Annotated in this window: 21 protein-coding genes and 1 pseudogene; 10 read left to right on the top strand and 12 right to left on the bottom strand. The window is 73.7% G+C overall.

All coding sequences use genetic code 11. From position 1 onward, the window contains the following. Positions 1 to 31: 31 nt before the first annotated feature. Positions 32 to 886, top strand: coding sequence for an IclR family transcriptional regulator (locus RIU97_RS29795; RefSeq protein ID WP_404960693.1), 855 nt, complete (start codon positions 32 to 34; stop codon positions 884 to 886). 82 nt (positions 887 to 968) lie between these two features. On the opposite strand, the gene RIU97_RS29790 is transcribed toward RIU97_RS29795, so the two are convergent. The 3 genes from RIU97_RS29790 to RIU97_RS29780 form a co-directional block, all read right to left on the bottom strand. Beyond that, positions 969 to 2,231 (bottom strand): Gfo/Idh/MocA family protein, encoded by a 1,263-nt coding sequence (locus RIU97_RS29790; protein ID WP_404960692.1) that lies wholly within the window; start codon positions 2,229 to 2,231, stop codon positions 969 to 971. 92 nt (positions 2,232 to 2,323) lie between these two features. After that, positions 2,324 to 2,734 (bottom strand): flavin reductase family protein, encoded by a 411-nt coding sequence (locus tag RIU97_RS29785; RefSeq protein WP_404960691.1) that lies wholly within the window; start codon positions 2,732 to 2,734, stop codon positions 2,324 to 2,326. Next, entirely contained in the window at positions 2,734 to 3,270 is a 537-nt protein-coding gene (locus RIU97_RS29780) for a hypothetical protein (RefSeq protein WP_404960690.1), read from the bottom strand. The genes RIU97_RS29785 and RIU97_RS29780 overlap by 1 nt, the downstream gene beginning before the upstream one ends. Before the next feature lie 601 nt (positions 3,271 to 3,871). On the opposite strand from RIU97_RS29780, the pseudogene RIU97_RS29775 reads away from it, so the two are divergent. Further along, positions 3,872 to 3,985, top strand: a pseudogene (locus RIU97_RS29775) (SDR family oxidoreductase); the annotation flags it as partial. Positions 3,986 to 4,104: 119 nt separating this feature from the next. On the opposite strand, the gene RIU97_RS29770 reads toward RIU97_RS29775, so the two are convergent. The 3 genes from RIU97_RS29770 to RIU97_RS29760 form a co-directional block, all read right to left on the bottom strand. Next, the gene (locus RIU97_RS29770; RefSeq protein ID WP_404960689.1) at positions 4,105 to 4,548 is read right to left on the bottom strand and encodes a VOC family protein; all 444 of its coding nucleotides are present in this window, start codon (positions 4,546 to 4,548) and stop codon (positions 4,105 to 4,107) included. A gap of 82 nt (positions 4,549 to 4,630) precedes the next feature. Continuing rightward, positions 4,631 to 5,542, bottom strand: a complete 912-nt coding sequence (locus RIU97_RS29765; RefSeq protein ID WP_404960688.1) for an SDR family oxidoreductase — start codon at positions 5,540 to 5,542, stop codon at positions 4,631 to 4,633. Position 5,543: 1 nt separating this feature from the next. Continuing rightward, entirely contained in the window at positions 5,544 to 6,308 is a 765-nt protein-coding gene (locus RIU97_RS29760) for an SDR family oxidoreductase (protein ID WP_404960687.1), read from the bottom strand. Between the two features lie 56 nt (positions 6,309 to 6,364). Here RIU97_RS29760 and RIU97_RS29755 point away from each other — a divergent pair, with 56 nt between their 5' ends. The 5 genes from RIU97_RS29755 to RIU97_RS29735 are packed head-to-tail and all read left to right on the top strand — an operon-like array spanning position 6,365 to position 10,752. Next, the gene (locus tag RIU97_RS29755; RefSeq protein ID WP_404960686.1) at positions 6,365 to 7,114 is read left to right on the top strand and encodes an enoyl-CoA hydratase family protein; all 750 of its coding nucleotides are present in this window, start codon (positions 6,365 to 6,367) and stop codon (positions 7,112 to 7,114) included. Next, positions 7,111 to 7,965, top strand: coding sequence for a CoA transferase subunit A (locus tag RIU97_RS29750; protein ID WP_404960685.1), 855 nt, complete (start codon positions 7,111 to 7,113; stop codon positions 7,963 to 7,965). Before RIU97_RS29755 ends, RIU97_RS29750 begins: the two co-directional genes overlap by 4 nt. After that, a complete protein-coding gene (locus RIU97_RS29745) occupies positions 7,962 to 8,708 on the top strand; it encodes a CoA-transferase subunit beta (protein WP_404960684.1) in 747 nt (248 codons plus the stop codon). Before RIU97_RS29750 ends, RIU97_RS29745 begins: the two co-directional genes overlap by 4 nt. A gap of 4 nt (positions 8,709 to 8,712) precedes the next feature. Next, positions 8,713 to 9,786: an NAD(P)H-dependent flavin oxidoreductase gene (locus RIU97_RS29740; RefSeq protein WP_404960683.1), complete on the top strand. Its 1,074-nt coding sequence runs from the start codon at positions 8,713 to 8,715 to the stop codon at positions 9,784 to 9,786. 30 nt (positions 9,787 to 9,816) lie between these two features. After that, complete coding sequence (locus RIU97_RS29735) at positions 9,817 to 10,752, top strand: tyrosine-protein phosphatase (RefSeq protein WP_404960682.1); 936 nt, start codon at positions 9,817 to 9,819, stop codon at positions 10,750 to 10,752. A 61-nt stretch (positions 10,753 to 10,813) separates the two neighbouring features. Here the strand turns inward: RIU97_RS29735 and RIU97_RS29730 are convergent, their stop codons facing one another. From RIU97_RS29730 to RIU97_RS29705, 6 genes are all read right to left on the bottom strand, one after another. Next, the gene (locus RIU97_RS29730; protein ID WP_404960680.1) at positions 10,814 to 12,499 is read right to left on the bottom strand and encodes a DEAD/DEAH box helicase; all 1,686 of its coding nucleotides are present in this window, start codon (positions 12,497 to 12,499) and stop codon (positions 10,814 to 10,816) included. Positions 12,500 to 12,599: 100 nt separating this feature from the next. Then, positions 12,600 to 12,806 (bottom strand): cold-shock protein, encoded by a 207-nt coding sequence (locus RIU97_RS29725; RefSeq protein ID WP_030707191.1) that lies wholly within the window; start codon positions 12,804 to 12,806, stop codon positions 12,600 to 12,602. 244 nt (positions 12,807 to 13,050) lie between these two features. Further along, positions 13,051 to 14,208 (bottom strand): acetyl-CoA C-acetyltransferase, encoded by a 1,158-nt coding sequence (locus tag RIU97_RS29720; protein WP_404960679.1) that lies wholly within the window; start codon positions 14,206 to 14,208, stop codon positions 13,051 to 13,053. Positions 14,209 to 14,231: 23 nt separating this feature from the next. Continuing rightward, positions 14,232 to 14,870, bottom strand: coding sequence for a TetR/AcrR family transcriptional regulator (locus RIU97_RS29715; protein WP_383575554.1), 639 nt, complete (start codon positions 14,868 to 14,870; stop codon positions 14,232 to 14,234). 15 nt (positions 14,871 to 14,885) lie between these two features. Then, complete coding sequence (locus RIU97_RS29710) at positions 14,886 to 15,668, bottom strand: SDR family oxidoreductase (protein ID WP_404960677.1); 783 nt, start codon at positions 15,666 to 15,668, stop codon at positions 14,886 to 14,888. Continuing rightward, positions 15,665 to 16,189 (bottom strand): acyl-CoA dehydrogenase family protein, encoded by a 525-nt coding sequence (locus tag RIU97_RS29705; protein ID WP_404960675.1) that lies wholly within the window; start codon positions 16,187 to 16,189, stop codon positions 15,665 to 15,667. The genes RIU97_RS29710 and RIU97_RS29705 overlap by 4 nt, the downstream gene beginning before the upstream one ends. 46 nt (positions 16,190 to 16,235) lie before the next feature. On the opposite strand from RIU97_RS29705, the gene RIU97_RS29700 reads away from it, so the two are divergent. From RIU97_RS29700 to RIU97_RS29690, 3 genes are read left to right on the top strand one after another with little or no spacing between them, the layout of a single operon-like run. Beyond that, a complete protein-coding gene (locus RIU97_RS29700; RefSeq protein WP_404960674.1) occupies positions 16,236 to 17,108 on the top strand; it encodes an enoyl-CoA hydratase in 873 nt (290 codons plus the stop codon). Continuing rightward, the gene (locus RIU97_RS29695) at positions 17,108 to 18,289 is read left to right on the top strand and encodes an acyl-CoA dehydrogenase family protein (protein ID WP_404960673.1); all 1,182 of its coding nucleotides are present in this window, start codon (positions 17,108 to 17,110) and stop codon (positions 18,287 to 18,289) included. Before RIU97_RS29700 ends, RIU97_RS29695 begins: the two co-directional genes overlap by 1 nt. Beyond that, complete coding sequence (locus tag RIU97_RS29690) at positions 18,289 to 19,272, top strand: acyl-CoA dehydrogenase family protein (RefSeq protein WP_404960672.1); 984 nt, start codon at positions 18,289 to 18,291, stop codon at positions 19,270 to 19,272. The genes RIU97_RS29695 and RIU97_RS29690 overlap by 1 nt, the downstream gene beginning before the upstream one ends. Positions 19,273 to 19,367: the final 95 nt, after the last annotated feature.

Genomic DNA, 19,367 nt, shown 5'->3' with positions numbered 1-19,367 from the left:
CGGCCGTCTTCAGGAACCCGCTCTCCAGGCCATGGACACCGGGCTCGCGCCGCTGTCGCTGCTGGAGAAGGCCGCGCGCGTGCTGGGCTCCTTCGAGGGTCCGCAGCCGCGCCTCTCGCTCACCGAGGTCGTCCGCCGCTCCGGGATCCCGCGCTCCTCCGCCCACCGGATCCTCGACCAGCTGGTGCAGCTGCGCTGGCTGGACCGGGAGGGCCGGGACTACCGGATGGGCATGCGCATGCTGGAGCTCGGCGCGCTCGCCTCCCACCACAACCGGCTCCGCAGGGCCGCCCTGCCCCTGCTGCACGCACTGCACGAACAGACCGGGCAGCTGGTGCACCTCTCGGTGCTGGACGGGGCCGAGGTGGTCTGCCTGGAGCGGATCGGCGGCTCGGAGGCCACCACCGTGCCCTCCCGGGTCGGCGGGCGGATGCCCGCCCACTGCACGGCCGCCGGCAGGGCGATCCTCGCCTTCGGCGACCCGGGCGCGGTGGAGCACGTCCTGGCCCAGGGGCTGCGGCCGCGCACGGCCCGGACCCTGGTCAGGCCGCTCGCGCTGCGCGCGGAGCTGGCGGCGACCCGCGAGCGCGGGGTGGCCTACGACCGGGAGGAGAGCTTCCGCGGCATCTCCTGCGTGGCGGCGCCGCTGCGGGGCGCGGGCCGCGCGGTGGCGGCGGTCTCGGTGTCCTGCAGCCGGGGCGAGCGCGAACTGGCCCGGCTGGGACCCGCGGTGGCGGCCTGCGCGCGGGCGGTGTGGCGCGAGCTGTACGGGCCGGGACGGACCGGGCGGGCCCCTGCCGCACGGCCTCGTGAGCCGGAGCCGGCCGTCTCGGAACAGGCGATGGACAACATGTTGGGCTGGCTGCGGTTCAGCGAGTGGATGTAGCGGGTAGTCATATCCCACCGCAGGAAACGAAGACCCGGTCCCGACCCCTCGCCAGGGGGCCGGGCCCGCTTCGTTGTGCCTCCTAGAGCGGCGGCCCGACCGGCTCCACCGTGCCGGAGCAGCGGGCCCGTTCGGCGGCCAGGACGGTCAGGTGGCTGGTGAGCGACTCCTGGGGGCCGGACCTGACCAGGCCCGGGTCGCCGGTGGCGATGGCGGCGACGAAGGCGTCCATGAGGCCGGCGTCGCCGCCGCCGTGCCCGCCCGCGGCGTCCATCGGCCCGCCCGCGCCGATGGCGACCTGCTCCTCGGCCCGGGTCAGGAAGTCGTAGACCGTGATGCTGCGGCCGTCGCCCCGCAGTTCGCCGCGGGTTCCGAAGATCCGGGTGTGGCGGTCCGCCTGCTCGGTGAAGGCGGTCATGGTGAAGGTGGCCGTCGCCCCGGAGTCGAACTCCATGGCCACCACCTGGTGGTCGACGACGTCGTTGTCGCACGCGTACACGCACCGCCCGTACGGCCCCTCCCGCAGCGCGGCCTCCAGGGCCCGCGGGGTGAACTCCTCGATCAGTACGCTCAGCGGCCAGCGGTGGCGGCCGTCGGCCAGCCGGTCGCCGTACTCGCGTACGGCGGAGTACGGGCAGTCCGGCTCGACCGCGCAGTCCAGGCAGCGGTCCGCCGCACCCTGCGGCCTGTTCTCGGGCCGGAAGTGGGAGAGCCGGCCGAAGCTGGAGACCCGTACGGGCGGGCGCCCCAGCACGTACTGGAGCCAGTCCAGGTCGTGGCAGGACTTGGCCATCAGCATGGTCGTCGCCTCGTCCACGCGCCGCCAGTTGCCGCGGACGAACGAGTGGGCCTGATGCCAGAAGCCGACCGGTTCCAGGTGCTGGACGCTCACGATGTCGCCGATGCGGCCGGAGTCGAGGACGCCCTTGAGGGTCCGCGTGTAGGGCGTGTAGCGCAGGACGTGCCCGACGGAGAGGATGACGCCCGCCCGCTCGACGGCGTCGACGATGCGCCGGCACTCGTCCTCCGTGAGGGCCATCGGCTTCTCCAGCATGATGTGGTAGCCGAGCGCGGCGAACGCGAGGACCGGCTCCAGGTGGTCGCGGTCCAGGGTGCAGACGAGCACCGCGTCCGCGATCCGCCCGAGGGCGGCCAGCTCCCGCCAGTCGCCGAGCACGTGGCGGGCGTCGATGCCGTGGGCGGCGGCGAGCCGCTCCCGCCGGGGCGCGCGCGGTTCGGCGACCGCGACCACCCGGGCCCGCTCCGGATGGGCCAGGGCCCATCCGGCGTGGCCGCTCCCCCGGTCCCCCGCCCCGACGACGGCGAGCGTGATGGTCTCGGACATGGGCCCAGCCCCGCTTCCCGAACCGATTGCCGCGCGCAGCAAGCGCTTTCCCGGAGAAGCTAGCGGCCTCGCGTCCTGCCCGACACCCCCCTTCACCCGTACGTGATCCGCACCTTGGGGCCGAGCGGGAGGGCTTGGCAGGCCAGGACGTAGCCCTCGGCCAGGTCCGTCTCGTCGAGGACCTCGTTGCGGGCCATCTCGACCTCGCCCTCGACGACCCGGCAGCAGCAGGCGCTGCAGGCGCCCTCCCGGCAGGAGTACGGGGCCGGCAGGCCCGCGGCGAGCAGCGCGTCGAGCAGCGGGGTCCCGGCGGGCCAGGGCACGGTGTGCCGGGTCCCGTCGAGTTCCACCTCGGCGGTGGTGCGGGCGTGCGCCCCGGCCGCGGGCGGGGCCGGTGGCGGGGCGGCCGTGAAGACGTCCGTGCCCAGCGAGAAGTACCGCTCGCGGTGGATCGCGTGCGGCGCGGCCCCGCCGGCGCGCAGCGCGGTCTCGGCGGCGTCCATCAGCGGCCGGGCCCGCACAGGTAGGCCTCGCGGCCGGCGTACGGGGCCACCAGCGGCCCGAGTTGCGCGGCGGTCGGCAGCCCCTGGAGGCTCTCCAGCCAGTGGACGACGGCCAGCCGCCCCGGATGCGCCTCGGCCAGCCCCCACAGCTCGTCCCGGAAGATCACCGAGGCCGGGTCCCGGTTGGCGTACACCAGGGCGACCCGGCCCCGTCCCGCGGCCAGCGCCGACTTCGCGAGGGAGAGCAGCGGGGTGATCCCGCTGCCACCCGCGACCAGCAGGAGGCCCTCGCCGATGACGTAGCCGGCGGAGGAGGCGTTGTCGGCGATGGTGTCCGCGAGGGAGATCCGCCAGTCGGCGATGCGGCTGTCGATCAACTCCAGGGCGGGGACGACGCGTTCGGTGGCGGCGAGCACGTCGGCCTCGGTGCAGCCCTCGCCCGGCAGGTCGGCGCCGAGGACGAAGCCGACCTCCACCTCGATGCGCGGCGCGCAGTACGCGGCGACCGGGACGGGGGTGTCCTGGCGCAGTTCCATCGCGTCGAGAGGTGTCCGTAGTCGGGCTCGTCGACGCCCATCATGGCCTGCATGACGGCGGACGAGAGTCCGACCTTGTGCCCGGTGACGGCGGCGCCGCCGTCGCACTGACGGCGGATGTTGAGGAGCTGGATCTCGTACGCGTCCTGCGCGCCGATGCCCTCGTAGAGCTCGGTCAGCGGCCGGACCGGGGACCTCCGCAGCTGCGCCGCGTAGAGGATCTCGGCGGCCTCGCGCCGGTGCCGGTCGTTCAGCACGGGGTCCTCCCGGCTGCGGTGGGGTGTGGTGCGGCAGACGGTAGGCGGAGGGCGGGCGCGCGCGGGAGGCCGTGTTCCCGCTGAGCGGGAAAGACCGCCGACGCTCCGGGCGGGAGCCGCGGTGCTCCGTCACCAAGCCGGAGATGCGCGGCAAGGCGATCGGCGCCGCCATGAACGGGCTGATGCTCGGCACCCTGCTCGGCCTGCCCGTCTCACCTTCGCCGGCGGCCAGTTCGGCTGGGGGGCCGCCTTCTGGGCGATCTCGGCACTGACCGTGCTCGCGGCCCTCGCCACGGGCGTCGGCGTCCCCTCCGTGACCGGCGCCGACGGGCAGGAACGCCTTCGGCCGCTACGGCCGGGCCGCGGAGAGCGCGAGCGCGGTCCTCTACCTGGCGAGCGACGAGGCCTCCTTCGTCACGGGCACCACGCTGACCGTCGACGGCGGCGCCAACGCCTGACCGGCAGGACACCCCCTGACCGCCGGGCCCCGGAGGCGCATCGAGCCCCCTGCTCCCCTCCGGGGCCCGGCTCCCCGCCCGGCCCCGGCCGGGCGACGCCAGAGCCTGAGCCCGGCCCGTCACCCGCCCGCGCTGGGCGGGGCCGCGACGTTCAGCTGCCAGGAGACGCCGAAGCGGTCGTTCACCCAGCCGAACCGGTGGCTGAATCCGTACGAGCCCAGGGGCATCAGCTCCTGGCCCTGCTCGGCGAGGGCGCCGTAGAGGCGGTCGATCTCGGCCTCGTCCTCGCACTGGACGTACAGCGACACCGCGGGCGTGAAGCCGAACGCGTGCTGGGCCGGGCTGTCGATGCACATGAACTGCTGTCCGGCCAGGGAGAAGGTCGCGTGGCGCACGGTTCCCGCGGCCCCGGCCCCGGGTCCGGTCTCGTCGGGGCCGTAGCGGCTGACGGCGAGCACCTCCGCGTCGTCGAACAGCGAGACGTAGAAGCCCATGGCTTCCTCGGCCCGCCCCTCGAACATCAGAAACGTGGTGATCTTCTGCGGGGTCGGCGTGACGGCCATCGTCGGTTCGTGTCCCTTCGGCTCTTGTCCCGGACCAGGAACCCTAGCCTCCGCCCCCGCCGCCGGGACCGGACCGGGGCCGCTACCGCGCGCCGTACACCGGCAGCGGAGCCTGCGCCGCGGCGAGGAGTTTCAGCGTGGTCTCGCCCGCCTCCGCGGGGGTCCAGCGGGAGTCCCGGTCGGCCGTGGGGCCCGGCCGCCAGCCCTCCATGACCGTGATCCGGCCGCCCTCCGCTTCGAAGACCCGGCCCGTGACCCCGGCCGAGGCGTCCGAGCCCAGCCACACCACCAGCGGCGACACGTTCTCCGGGGCCATCGCGTCGAAGGCGCCCTCCGCCGGGGCGGCCATGGTCTGCGCGAAGGTCTGCTCCGTCATCCGGGTCCGGGCCGCCGGGGCGATCGCGTTGACCTGGACCCCGTACCGGCCCATCTCCGCCGCCGCGACCATCGTGAGGCCGAGGATCCCGGCCTTGGCCGCGCTGTAGTTGCCCTGGCCGACCGAGCCCAGCAGCCCGGCCCCCGAAGAGGTGTTGACCACCCGGGCCGCCGCCTGCCGGCCGGCCTTCGCCTCCGCCCGCCACCATGCGGCCGCCGCCCGCAGCGGCAGGAAGTGCCCCTTCAGGTGGACCCGCATGACCGCGTCCCAGTCGTCCTCGTCCAGGTTGACCAGCATCCGGTCCCGCAGGAACCCCGCGTTGTTGACCAGGGTGTCGAGGCGCCCGAACGCGCCGAGCGCCGTCTCCACGAGGGAGGCCGCACCTTCGGAGGTCGCGATGTCCCCGCCGTGCGCCACCGCCTCCCCGCCCAGCGCCCCGATCTCGGCGACGACCTGCGCCGCCGGACCGTCCGGCCCCGGCAGCCCGTCCAGCCCCACCCCCAGGTCGTTGACGACGACCCGCGCCCCCTCGGCCGCGAAGGCCAGCGCATGGGCCCGGCCCAGCCCCCGCCCCGCACCCGTCACGACCACGACCCGGCCCTCGCACAGTCCCGCCATCTCAGCTCTCCTTGTTCACAGTTGCCGCATCCAGAAACGCCGGGCGCTCCCCGCCCCCGTGCACCAGCAGGCTCGCCCCGCTCACGTACGCCGCCCGGCCGGAGGCCAGGAACACGGCCGCCTCCCCCACGTCCGAGGGCTGCGCCAGCCGCCCGAGCGGGACGGTCGCGGCCACGGCCGCGACCCCGGCCTCGTCCCCGTAGTGCAGGTGCGTCAGCTCGGTCCGCACCATGCCCAGGACCAGCGAGTTCACCCGTACCTCGGGCGCCCATTCCACCGCCATGGACCGGGCCAGGTTCTCCAGGCCGGCCTTCGCGGCCCCGTACGCCGCCGTCCCCGGCGAGGGCCGGGTGCCGCTGACGCTGCCGATCATCACCACCGAGCCGCGGGCCTCCCGCAGCCACGGGTACGCCGTCAGGGAAGCCGTCATCGGCGCCACCAGGTTCAGCTCGACGACCCGCGCGTGACGTTCCGCCTCCCCCTCCCCCAGCAGCCGGTACGGGGTGCCGCCCGCGTTGTTGACCAGGCAGTCGAGGCGCCCGTACCGCCCCGCGACCGCGCCGAAGAAGTCCTGCACGGCGGCGGGATCGCGCAGGTCTACGGCGGTGAAGGAGGCCTTGCGGCCGCCCGCCGTGACCGGTTCCTCCGGGGGCCGCCGGGCGCAGACGACGACCTCCGCGCCGGCCGCGAGGAACGACCGGGCGATCCCGGCGCCGACGCCCCGTGTTCCCCCGGTGACGACGACAACCCTCCCGTCGAGCTCCATGGGCTGCTACCTTCCTCACCTAACAAATGTTTGGTGGAAAGGTAGCTGATCCGCTCATGGGTGTCTCCACCTCCAGCCCGGACAAGGGCATCGCACTCGTCACAGTCGACTTCCCGCCCGTCAACGCGCTGCCCGTGCAGGGCTGGTACGACCTCGCCGACACCCTCCGCGCCGCCGGCCGCGACCCCGAGGTCCGCTGCGTCGTCCTCGCCGCCGAGGGCCGCGGCTTCAACGCCGGCGTCGACATCAAGGAGATGCAGCGCGACACCGGCCACGCCGCCCTGATCGGCGCCAACCGGGGCTGCTACGAGGCCTTCGCCGCCGTCTACGAGTGCGAGGTGCCGGTCGTCGCGGCCGTGAACGGCTTCTGTCTGGGCGGCGGCATCGGCCTCGTCGGCAACGCCGACGCGATCGTCGCCTCCGAGGACGCCACCTTCGGCCTGCCGGAGCTCGACCGGGGCGCCCTCGGCGCCGCCACCCACCTGGCCCGGCTGGTCCCCCAGCACCTGATGCGCGCGCTGTACTACACCTCGCGCACCGCCACCGCCGCCGAACTCCACGCGCACGGCTCGGTCTGGAAGGTGGTCCCGCGCACCGGACTGCGCTCCGCCGCCCTGGAACTGGCCGCCGAGATCGCGCGCAAGGACGGCTACCTGATCCGGCTGGCCAAGGCGGCCATCAACGGGATCGACCCCGTGGACGTGCGCCGCAGCTACCGCTTCGAGCAGGGCTTCACCTTCGAGGCCAACCTCAGCGGGGTGGCCGACCGGGTCCGCGACACCTTCGGGAAGGGACAGCGCTCATGACCGACAAGTCCATGACCCCCGACGGGGTGGTCGGGCGGCTGCGCAGCGGCATGACCATCGGCATCGGCGGCTGGGGATCCCGGCGCAAGCCCATGGCCCTGGTGCGGGCGCTGCTCCGCTCCGAGATCACCGATCTCACCGTGATCTCGTACGGCGGCCCCGACGTCGGCCTGCTGGCCGCAGCCGGCCGCATCCGCCGCCTCGTCGCCCCCTTCACCACCCTCGACTCCATCCCGCTGGAGCCCCACTTCCGGGCGGCCCGCGAGCGCGCCGCCTTCACCCTCACCGAGCTCGACGAGGCCATGTTCATGTGGGGCCTGCACGCCGCCGCCAACCGGCTCCCCTTCCTGCCCGTCCGCGCGGGCCTCGGCTCCGACGTGATGCGGGTCAACCCGGAGCTGCGTACGGTCACCTCCCCCTACGCCGACGGCGAGGAGCTCGTCGCCGTCCCCGCCCTGCGCATGGACGCCGCCCTGGTCCACCTGAACCGGGCCGACCGCCTCGGCAACGCCCAGTACCTGGGCCCGGACCCGTATTTCGACGACCTCTTCTGCGAGGCCGCCGACGCCGCCTACGTCTCCTGCGAGCAGCTCGTCGCGACCGCCGAGCTCGCCAAGGCCGGCCCCCCGCAGTCCCTGCTCGTCAGCCGCCACTCGGTGACCGGGGTGGTGGAGACCCCGAACGGCGCGCACTTCACCTCCTGCGTCCCCGACTACGGCCGCGACGAGCCCTTCCAGAAGCTCTACGCGACCACCCCCTGGCCCGAGTTCGCCGAGCGCTTCCTCTCCGGGGCGGGCGAGCACGACTACCAGTCCGCCGTACGGACCTGGCACGAGGAGCAGCAGCCGTGACCACCACGCCGAGCACCGCGACCGTCACCCGCGCCGAATACTGCGTGATCGCCTGCGCCGAGGCCTGGCGCGACAACGGCGAGGTCCTCGCCAGCCCGATGGGCCTGATCCCCTCCTTCGGGGCCCGGCTCGCGAAGCGGACCTTCTCCCCGGACCTGCTCCTGACCGACGGCGAGGCCCTGCTCGTCGGCCTCGACGGCACGCCCGAGGGCTGGCTCCCGTACCGGCGCCACCTGACCATGGTCACCGGCGGCAGGCGGCACGTGATGATGGGCGCCAGCCAGATCGACCGCTACGGCAACCAGAACATCTCCTGCATCGGCGACTGGGATCGGCCGGCCCGCCAGCTCCTCGGGGTGCGCGGTGCTCCCGTCAACACCCTCAACAATCCGGTGAGCTATTGGATCCCCAAGCACTCCACCCGGGTCTTCGTCGAGCGCGTGGACATGGTCAGCGGGGTCGGCTACGACCGGGCCGAGGCGGCCGGGGTGACCCGCTTCCACCGCCTCCCCCGGGTGGTCAGCGATCTCGGCGTCTTCGACTTCGGCGGCCCCGGCCACGCGATGCGGCTGGTCTCCGTGCACCCCGGGGTCACCGTCGGGGAGGTCCGGGCGGCCACCGGGTTTGCGCTGGCCGCCGCCGAGGAGGTCCCGTACACGCGGGAGCCGACGGCGGACGAGCTGCGGCTGATCCGCGAGGTGATCGACCCCAAGGGGCTGCGCGAGCGCGAAGTGCGGAGCTGATCCGATGGAGACGGCATTCACCAAGCTGGTCGGCGTCGAGCACCCGATCGTGCAGACCGGCATGGGCTGGGTCGCCGGCCCCCGCCTGGTGTCGGGCGCGGCGAACGCGGGGGCGCTGGGGATCCTGGCCTCGGCGACGATGACCGTGGACCAGCTGCGGTCCGCGGTCCGCGAGGTCAGGTCCCGCGTCCCGGACGGGACTCCTTTCGGGGTCAATCTGCGCGCGGACGCCGGGGACGCGGCCGAGCGCGCCCAGCTGATCATCGACGAGGGGGTACGGGTCGCCTCCTTCGCGCTCGCGCCCTCCAAGGAGCTGATCGGGCGGCTCAAGGAGGCGGGCGTGGTCGTCATCCCGTCGATCGGGGCCCGGCGGCACGCCGAGAAGGTCGCGGCCTGGGGCGCCGACGCGGTGATCGTGCAGGGCGGTGAGGGAGGCGGGCACACCGGGGACGTGGCAACGACGGTGCTGCTCCCCCAGGTGGTGGACGCCGTGGACATCCCGGTGGTCGCGGCGGGCGGGTTCAGCGACGGCCGCGGCCTGGTCGCGGCCCTTTCGTACGGGGCGGCGGGCATCGCCATGGGCACCCGTTTCCTGCTGACCTCGGACTCCACCGTCCCGGACGCCGTGAAGGCCGAGTACCTGAAGGCCACCGTCAAGGACGTCACGGTCACCACCGCCGTGGACGGGCTGCCGCACCGGATGCTGCGCACCGCGCTGGTCGACTCCCTGGAGCGGGCGGGCCGCACCAGGGCCCTGGCCCGGGCGGTCCGGCACGCGGCCGGCTTCCGGAAGCTGTCCGGGCTGAGCTGGCCGCAGATGGTCCGCGACGGCCTCGCGATGAAGCACGGCAAGGACCTGTCCTGGAGCCAGGTCCTGCTCGCCGCGAACACCCCGATGCTCCTCAAGGCGTCCATGGTCGAGGGCCGTACGGACCTCGGCGTCATGGCATCGGGCCAGGTCGCGGGGGTGATCGACGATCTCCCGTCCTGCGCGGAGCTCGTCTCCCGCGTCATGGCCGAGGCACAACAGGCACTCGAAGCACTGCACTCGCTCCGCACCCTGCCACCACCAGGGTGATCCCCCTTCTCCGTCACAGGAGTCGCCTCCATGAGCCGTGCCCGAATCCGCCTGGCGACCGCGGCGGCCGCCGCCGCTCTCGCCATCGGGACCCTGCCCGCCTCCGCATACGCGGCGGCGGCGCCCGGAGCCGGGGTCAGCGCCCGGCACCACCAGGCCCACCCGCAAGCAGAAACGATTCGCCAGATCCCCCTCCAAGGCGCCGTCAACGTCCGTGACATCGGCGGCTACCGCACCTGGACCGGCGGCAAGGTCCGCCAGGGGCTCGTCTACCGCTCCGACGCACTGAGCAAGCTGACCGACGCCGACGTCACCACCGTCTCCGGTCTCGGCCTCACGAAGGTTGTCGATTTCCGCATCCCCATGGAGCTCCAGTACGACGGCGCCGACCGGCTGCCGCCGGGGCTCGCCCCCACCTCGCGCCCGGTCAGCGACCTCGGCCTCTACGGAACCCTCGTCGGCGCGATCGCCAGCGGCGACCCCGTCACCCAGGAGCAGATGCTCGGCGGCGGCCGCGCCGAGGCCTACATGCGCGACATCTACCGGACCTTCGTGACCAGCCCCGAGAACCGGGCGCAGTTCGCGGCGACCCTGCGGGAGATCGCGGACGGCTCCCAAGGGCCGATCCTCTACCACTGCACCTCCGGCAAGGACCGGACCGGCTGGACGAGCTACGTCCTGCTGCGCGCGCTGGCCGTCCCCGAGGACACCGCCGAGCGCGACTACCTGGCGTCGAACACCTTCCGCGCCGCCTACGACGCCCGGCTGCGGGCGGGCCTCAAGCAGTCGGGGCGCATGCAGAACCCCGACCTGCTGATCCCGCTCCAGGAGGTCCGCCAGGACTACCTGGACGCGGCGACGGCGCAGATGGAGGCCGACTACGGCAGCTTCTACGGCTACCTGACGCAGGGCCTCGGCCTGGACCTGTGGACGCTGGCGAAGCTCCAGAACAAGATGGTCCGCTAGCGGACAGCACTACGCCGGGCAGTGAGAGAAGCACTGCCCGGCGTAGTGGTCACCGGGTACGTCAGACCGCGCGGCGGCGGCCCTGCCCGCCCGATCCGACGCGGCTGCGCGCCGAAGCGGCGGCCGCACCGCCGGTGGCGGCGCCGCCACCGGTACGCCGGCCGCGCTCGCCGGAGCCCGCGGCCCCTGCGCCGCCCTGGCCGCCGCGGCGGGCCTGGCCCGATGCGGAGGCCGCCGGGGCCTGCCCGGAAGCCCCGCCACCGGAACGGCGGCCGCGGCCGCCGGCCGCCGGAGCGCCGCCCGTGGCGGAGCCGGTGCGCGGCCCGCCCGACCGGCGGCGCGAGCCGGAGCCCGAGCCCGAGCCGGACCCGTTGCGCGGCTTCGGCGCGGTCGGCTGCGGCACGTCCAGCACCACCGGGATGCCCGAGGGCTCCTTGGCGCCGGTCAGCCGGGACAGCTCCGCGTCGGAGGACTTGATCTGCGCGGTGCGCGGGGAGATCCCGGCGTCCGACATCAGCCGGATCATCTCCCGCTTCTGGTCGGGCAGCACCAGGGTGACCACGCTGCCGGACTCGCCGGCGCGGGCGGTACGGCCGCCGCGGTGCAGGTAGTCCTTGTGGTCGGTGGGCGGGTCCACGTTGACGACGAGGTCGAGGTCGTCGATGTGGATGCCGCGCGCCGCGACGTTCGTCGCCACCAGTGCGGTGACCTCGCCCGTCTTGAACCAGTCCAGGGTGCGGTTGCGCTGCGGCTGGGAGCGGCCGCCGTGCAGGCCGGAGGCGCGGACGCCGTCCGCGAGGAGCTTCTTGACCATGCGGTCGACCCCGCGCTTGGTGTCCACGAACATGATCACCCGGCCGTCGCGAGCGGCTATGCGCGTCGCCACGGCCTTCTTGTCGGTCTCGTCCATGACGTACAGGACGTGGTGCTCCATCGTGCTGACCGCGCCGGCGGACGGGTCGACGGAGAAGGCGACCGGGTCGTGCAGGAACATCTTGACGAGCTTGTCGATGTTCTTGTCGAGGGTCGCCGAGAAGAGCATGGTCTGGCCGTCGGCCCGTACCTGCTTGAGCAGCGCGGTGACCTGCGGCATGAAGCCCATGTCGGTCATCTGGTCGGCCTCGTCGAGGACGGTGATGCCCACCTGCGAGAGGTCGGCGTCGCCGCGGTCGATGAGGTCCTTGAGACGGCCGGGGGTGGCGACGAGCACCTCGGCGCCGCGGCGCAGGGCGCCGGACTGCCGGTTGATCGACATGCCGCCGACGACGGTCGCGATGCGCAGGTTGACGGCCGTGGCGTACGGGGCCAGGGCGTCGGTGACCTGCTGCGCGAGCTCGCGGGTCGGTACGAGGACCAGGGCGAGCGGCTGCTTCGGCTGCGCGCGGTGCCCGGCGGTACGGGCCAGCAGCGCCAGGCCGAAGGCCAGCGTCTTGCCGGAGCCGGTGCGGCCGCGGCCGAGCAGGTCACGGCCGGCGAGCGAGTTCGGCAGCGTCGCGGCCTGGATCGGGAACGGCTCGGTGACGCCCTGGGCGGCGAGGGTCTTCAGCAGCGCCTCGGGCATGTCCATGTCCTCGAACGCGGCGACCGGCGGGAGCGCCGGGGTCAGCGGTTCGGGCATGGTGAATTCTTGGGGCCGGGCAACGGGGGCGGACTTCTGCCGTCCCGCGCCAGCCTTCGGACGTCCCTGGGCCGCGCCTCGGCCCCGGGTGGGGCGGCGGCTGGGTCGTGCGGAGCTGGAGCTGGTCATGCGGAAATGCCCTCCTGAAACCGGCAGGTAAAACTGGGTCGAAACAGCAGACAAGCCGGGGCCCGCACCTCACGGTGCGGGCCCCGGCGAGCTGGAATACTTAGTTGGCGGGGAGGATGTTCTCCGCCTGGGGGCCCTTCTGGCCCTGCGTCACGTCGAAGGACACACGCTGGCCCTCCTGGAGCTCACGGAAGCCCTGGGTGGCGATGTTCGAGTAGTGGGCGAAGACGTCCGGGCCGCCACCGTCCTGCTCGATGAAGCCGAAGCCCTTTTCCGAGTTGAACCACTTCACGGTGCCAAGTGCCATTTTAAATCTCCTGAATAGGCGGCAAAGGGCCCCATCCGGAGATTCCGGCAAGACAATAAAAGCGCCTGAGGATCATTCCCGTCAGGCGCACATAAAGTTCATGGGTACCACAACTGCAACGAGCTCTAAGCTAGCACACCTCCGTGCGGGGATGTGACCGCAGGCGTGTGACCTGCGTCGTCCGTGTGAAAACACCCGGGGGGACCCCGGCCCCGCCGGGGGTGTCGGGGCCCGCCGGGCCCGGCTACAGCCGCTCGATGATCGTCACGTTGGCCTGGCCGCCGCCCTCGCACATGGTCTGGAGGCCGTAGCGGCCGCCGGTGCGTTCCAGCTCGTGCAGGAGCGTGGTCATCAGCTTCACGCCCGTCGCGCCGAGCGGGTGGCCCAGGGCGATCGCGCCGCCGTTGACGTTGACGCGCTCCGGGTCGGCACCGGTCTCCTTGAGCCAGGCCAGCACCACCGGGGCGAAGGCCTCGTTGATCTCCACCAGGTCGATCTCGGCCAGCGACATGCCGGTCTTCTTCAGTGCGTACGCCGTCGCCGGGATCGGGGCGGACAGCATGCGGATCGGGTCCTCGCCCCGGACCGAGAGGTGGTGGATGCGGGCCCGCGGCCGCAGGCCGTGTTCCCGTACGGCCCGCTCGGAGGCGATCAGCATCGCCGCCGCGCCGTCCGAGACCTGGGAGGAGACCGCGGCGGTGATGGTGCCGCCCTCGACGACGGGCCCCAGGGCCGCCATCTTCTCCAGCGTGGTGTCCCGGCGGGGGCCCTCGTCCACCGTCACGTCCCCGTACGCCACCGTCTCGCGGGTGAAGCGCCCCTCGTCGATCGCGCGCAGCGCCCGCTGGTGGGAGCGGAGGGCGAACTCCTCCATGTCCCGCCGCGTGATGCCCCACTTCTCCGCGATCAGCTGGGCGCCGTGGAACTGGTTGACCGGGGCGTCCCCGTACCGGGCCCGCCAGCCCGCCGATCCCGCGTACGGGCCCTCCGTGAGGCCCAGCGGCTCCGCCGCCTGCCGCGAGGCGAAGGCGATCGGGATCATCGACATGTTCTGGGTGCCGCCCGCGACGACCAGGTCCTGGGTCCCGGAGAGCACCCCCTGCGCCGCGAAGTGCACGGCCTGCTGGGAGGACCCGCACTGGCGGTCGACGGTGACCCCGGGCACCTCCTCCGGGAGGCCCGCCGCCAGCCAGGCCGTCCGCGCGATGTCGCCCGCCTGCGGCCCCACCGTGTCGAGGCAGCCGAACACCACGTCCTCCACGGCGGCCGGGGCCACCCCGGACCGCTCGACCAGCGCCTTCAGGACGTGCGCGCCCAGGTCGGCCGGGTGGACGGCGGACAGTCCGCCCTTGCGCCGCCCCACGGGGGTGCGTACCGCATCGACTATGTAGGCCTCGGGCATCGGGACTCCTCAGATCGGATCTGTCACGTGGGGCGCAGGGCGATCCCGTCCAGCACCATCGACAGGTACTGGCGGGCGATCTCCTCGGGGCTGTGCTGTCCGCCCGGCCGGTACCAGGACGCCGCCACCCACACCGTGTCGCGCACGAAGCGGTAGGTGAGGCGGATGTCGAGGTCGGCGCGGAAGACCTTGGCGGCGACCCCCCGCTCCAGCGTCCCCAGCCAGGCCTTCTCGAACTTCTGCTGCGAGTCGGACAGGTAGTGGAAGCGGGGCTGGGCGGAGAGGGTCCGCGACTCCTTCTGGTAGATCGCGACGGCGGCGCGGTGCCGGTCGATCTCCCGGAAGGACTCGGTGACGAGGGCCTCGATGGTCTCCCTGGGGCCGAGGCCCGCGGCGAGGACGGTGTCGTACCCCTGCCACAGTTCGGTGAGGAAGGCCGAGAGGATCTCGTCGAGCATCGATTCCTTGGAATCGAAGTGGTAGTAGAGGCTGCCGGCGAGCATGCCGGCGGCGTCGGCGATCTTGCGGACGGTGGTGGCGTTGTACCCCTGCGCGGCGAAGACCTCGGCGGCGGTGTCGAGGAGTTCGCGGCGCCGCTCGGGCGAGGCCGTCACCTGCGGCTTCTTCTTGGGCGTCGGCTGGTTCGGCTGGTTCGTTGGCACGCGTCCATTCTCGGCCTAGGGGTGCTGGCTGCTGACCGACACGGTCTCGCCGGTCATGTACGAGGAATAGCCGCTGGCCAGGAAGACGATGACGTTGGCGACCTCCCAGGGTTCGGCGTACCGGCCGAAGGCCTCGCGGGCGGTGAGTTCGGCCAGCAGCTCCTCGCTGGTGACCTTCACCAGGTGCGGGTGCATGGCCAGGCTCGGGGCGACCGCGTTGATCCGTACGCCGAACTCCGCGGCCTCCAGGGCCGCGCAGCGGGTCAGCGCCATCACCCCGGCCTTGGCGGCGGCGTAGTGGGCCTGGCCGGTCTGCGCGCGCCAGCCGACGACGGAGGCGTTGTTGACGACGACCCCGCCCCCGCCGGACGCCTTGAACGAGCGCAGCGCGGCGCGGGTGCAGCGGAAGGTGCCGTTCAGGGTGACGTCGAGGACCTTGCCCCACTGGTCGTCGGTCATGTCGACGAGGGCGGCGGTGCCTCCGAGTCCGGCGTTGTTGACGACGACGTCGAGGCGGCCGTGGGTTTGCTCGGCGAGCGCGAAGAGGGCCGCGACCTGGTCCTCGTCGGTGACGTCGCAGGGCAGGGCGGCGACGCGGTCGGCCCCGAACTCGGCGGCGAGCGTGTCCTCGGTCTCCTTCAGGCGGCGGGCGTGGGCGTCGCCGATGACGATGCGGGCGCCCTCCTCCAGGAAGCGGCGGGCGGTGGCCCCGCCGATGCCGGCCCCGGCGGCCGCGGTGATGACGGCCGTGCGGTCCTTCAGCAGTCCGTGCCCGGGGACGTAGTCGGGGGTGCTCACGCCCGTACCTCCTTGGGAAGGCCGAGGATCGGCTCGGCGATGAGGGTGCGCTGGATCTCGTCCGAGCCCGCGTAGACCGTGTCGGCGCGGGAGAAGAGGAAGAGCCGCTGCCAGTCGTCGAGGTCGTACGGGTCCCCGTGCGCGCCCGCCGCGAGGAGCGAGGGGGCGGCGCACACGTCCATGGCGAGCTCGCCGAGGTCGCGGTGCCAGCGGGCCCAGTGCAGCTTGGCGGTGGAGGGCGCGGTGCCGGGGCGCAGGGCGGTGGCGCGCATGGCCTCCAGGCCGATCCAGGCCTGGACGAGGCGGTCGCGGATCAGCGGGTCGGCGACCGCTCCGTTGCGGCGGGCCAGTTCGGCGAGGGCTCCGTGGGCGGCCATGTGGCGTTTCCACGCGAGGCGTTCGGCGAAGGCCTCGTGCTCCCGGCCCGGTCCGCCGCGGCCCTTGAGGGCGGCGAACTCGCCGGTGAGGTGGGCCCTTAGCCAACTCCGAACCTCGGTGCGGAACTCCTCGACGCTGCTCATGGCCGTACGTTAACCTACCAAACACTTGTTAGGGAAGGATCCCCGCATGCCCGAAGCCCCGGTGGTGCTCTACGAGCGGCGCGGCCCGGTCGCGTACGTGACCATGAACCGCCCCCGCTACCGCAACGCGCAGAACAGCGCCATGACCTACGCCCTGGACGACGCCTTCTACCGCGCCGCCGACGACCCCGAGGTCAAGGTCGTCGGCCTCGCGGGGGCCGGGGAGCACTTCTCCGCGGGCCACGACATCGGCACCCCGGAGCGCGACGCCCACCTCCCCTTCGAGCGCCGGGCCGGCCTGTGGTGGGACCACTCCGGCCGGGCGGGCGCCGAATCCCGCTTCGCGCGCGAGTCGGAGGTGTACCTGGGCATGTGCCGGCGCTGGCGGGAGCTGCCGAAGCCGGTGATCGCCTCGGTGCACGGGGCCTGCGTGGCGGGCGGGCTGATGCTGGCCTGGGTCTGCGACCTGATCGTGGCGAGCGAGGACGCCTTCTTCGCGGACCCGGTCGTACGGATGGGCATCCCCGGCGTCGAGTACTTCGCCCACCCGTGGGCGATGCCGCCGCGCATCGCGAAGGAGTTCCTCTACACCGGAGACGGGATGCCCGCCCGGCGCGCGTACGAGGTCGGCATGGTCAACCGGGTCGTGGAGCGGGCCGAGCTGGCGGAGGCCACCGACGTGCTGGCCCTGCGGATCGCCGGGATGCCCGGCTTCGGGCTGGCCCTGACCAAGCGGGCCGTCAACCAGGCCGAGGACCTCCAGGGGCTGCACACCGGCATGGACTCGGTGTTCGGCCTGCACCACCTGGCGCACGCCCACAACGCGGAGACGGCCGCGGACCCGCTCGGCGGCATGGACGTGTCCGCCATGAAGGGCGCCGCGATGAAGGGCGCCGCGATGAAGGAGGCGAACCGCTGATGGAGCTCGCACACACGCCGGACGTCGAGGAGTTCCGGGCCGAGGCGCGCGCCTGGCTGGCCGGGCACGTGCCGGCGGAGCCGCTGCGCTCCCTGGAGACGGAGGAGGGGTTCGCGGCGCACCGGGAGTGGGAGGCGCTGCTGCACGCGGACCGCTGGTCGGTGGTGTCCTGGCCCGAGGAGTACGGGGGCCGGGGGGTGGACCTCGTGAAGTGGCTGGTCTTCGAGGAGGAGTACTGGGCGGCGGGCGCGCCCGGCCGGGTCTCGCAGAACGGCATCAACCTCCTCGCGCCGACCCTCTTCGACCACGCGACGGCGGAGCAGCGGGCGCGGGTGCTGCCGTCGATGGCGAGCGGCGAGGTGATCTGGGCGCAGGCCTGGTCGGAGCCGGAGTCGGGCTCGGACCTGGCCTCCCTGAAGTCGCGGGCGGTGCGGACGGAGGGCGGCTGGCTGCTGTCCGGCCAGAAGACCTGGTCCTCGCGGGCGGCCTTCGCGGACCGCGCCTTCGGCATCTTCCGCACCGACCCGGACGCCCCGAAACCGCACCAGGGGCTGACGTACCTGATGTTCGACCTGCGGGCACCGGGGGTGACCGTACGGCCCATCGGCCGCCTCGACGGCAAGCCGGCCTTCGCGGAGCTCTTCCTGGACCGGGTCTTCGTACCGGACGGGGACGTGATCGGGGAGCCGGGGCAGGGCTGGCGGATCGCGATGTCGACGACCGGCAACGAGCGGGGGCTGACCCTGCGCTCCCCCGGCCGCTTCCTGGCGGCGGCGGACCGGCTGGCCGGGCTGTGGCGCACGCAGGGGGATCCCTCCGACACCGCGCTGCGGGACCGGGTGGCCGACGCGGTGGTCGGGGCGCGCGCCTACGAGCTGTTCACCTGGGCCGCCGCCTCCCGGTTCGCGGCGGGCGGTGGGGGCGCCCCCGCTCGAGCGGAGCCGAGAGCGGGGGAGATCGGCGCCGAGTCCAGCCTGAACAAGGTGTTCTGGTCGGAGTACGACATCGCCCTGCACGAGACGGCGCTGGACCTGCTGGGCGCGGACGCGGAGCTCGCGGAGGGCGAGTGGGCCGAGCCGTGGGTCTTCTCCCTGGCCGGGCCGATCTACGCGGGGACGAACGAGATCCAGCGCGACATCATCGCCGAGCGGCTGCTCGGCCTGCCGAAGGGCCGCCGCTGATGCGCTTCCTGCTGACCGACGAGCAGTCGGACTTCGCCCGTACGCTGCGCTCCCTGCTGGGCTCGGCGCAGGTCCCGGCGACGGTACGGGCCTGGGCGGACGGCGAGCACGGGCCGGGGCGGGCGCTGTGGTCACGGCTCGCGGAGACCGGCCTGTTCGCGCTGGCCGCCCCGGAGCCGTACGAGGGCCTCGGGATGCTCCCGCTGGAGCTGTCGCTCGGCTTCGTGGAGCTGGGGCGGGCGGGGGTGCCGGGGCCGGCGGTGGAGAGCGCGGCCGCGTCGGTCCTCCTCTCGGAACTGGGGGACGAGGGGCTGGCGAAACGCTTCGTCCCGGGTCTCGTCGCGGGCGGGTCCTCAGCCACGCTGACCCTGCCGGGCGGCGGCCCGTACGCCCTGGACGCGGACGCGGCGACGCACTGCTTCACGGTGTCGCCGGCGGGCGAGCTGCGGCTGGCGGCCGGGCGCGGCGAGCTGCTGGCGTCGACGGATCCGGCGCGGCGGCTGTACCGGCCGGCCCCGGACGGCGAACTCCTGGCCGCGGGCCCGGCCGTGGTGGCCGCGGCCGGGACGGCCCTGCGCTGGGCGCGCCTGCTGACGGCGGCCCAGTGCCTGGGCGCGGGCGAGGCGCTGCTGGCCAGGACGGTGGAGTACACGAAGCAGCGCACGCAGTTCGCCGCGCCGATCGGGTCCTTCCAGGCGGTGAAGCACCGCTTGGCGGACACCCTGCTCGCCCTGGAGTTCGCCCGCCCGCTGGTGTGGGCGGCGGCGCTGTCGCCGGCCGCGCCGGACGTGGCGGCGGCGAAGCTGTCGGCGGGCGAGGCGTGCTACCGGGCGGCGATGACCGCGCTCCAGCTGCACGGCGCGGTCGGCTACACGGAGGAGCTGGACCTGTCCCTGTGGCTGCGCAAGGCCCGCCCGCTGCGCGACGCGTGGGGAACGCCGTCGGCCTGCCGGGCGGAGGTCCTGCGGTCGCGCGCGGGGTAGGGGGCCGTACCGGTCGGCTGCGCCGCTCGTGCAGGGCCGGTCGGCTGCGCCGCTCGGGGCGGTCTGAGGGGTGGGGCCGGGCGCGCGCCGGGGCG

The organism is Streptomyces sp. 147326, from assembly GCF_045000215.1.
GTDB lineage: Bacteria > Actinomycetota > Actinomycetes > Streptomycetales > Streptomycetaceae > Streptomyces.
The sequence above is the reverse complement of the archived record's forward strand: the minus strand, read 5'-3'. Positions and strand labels throughout refer to the sequence as shown.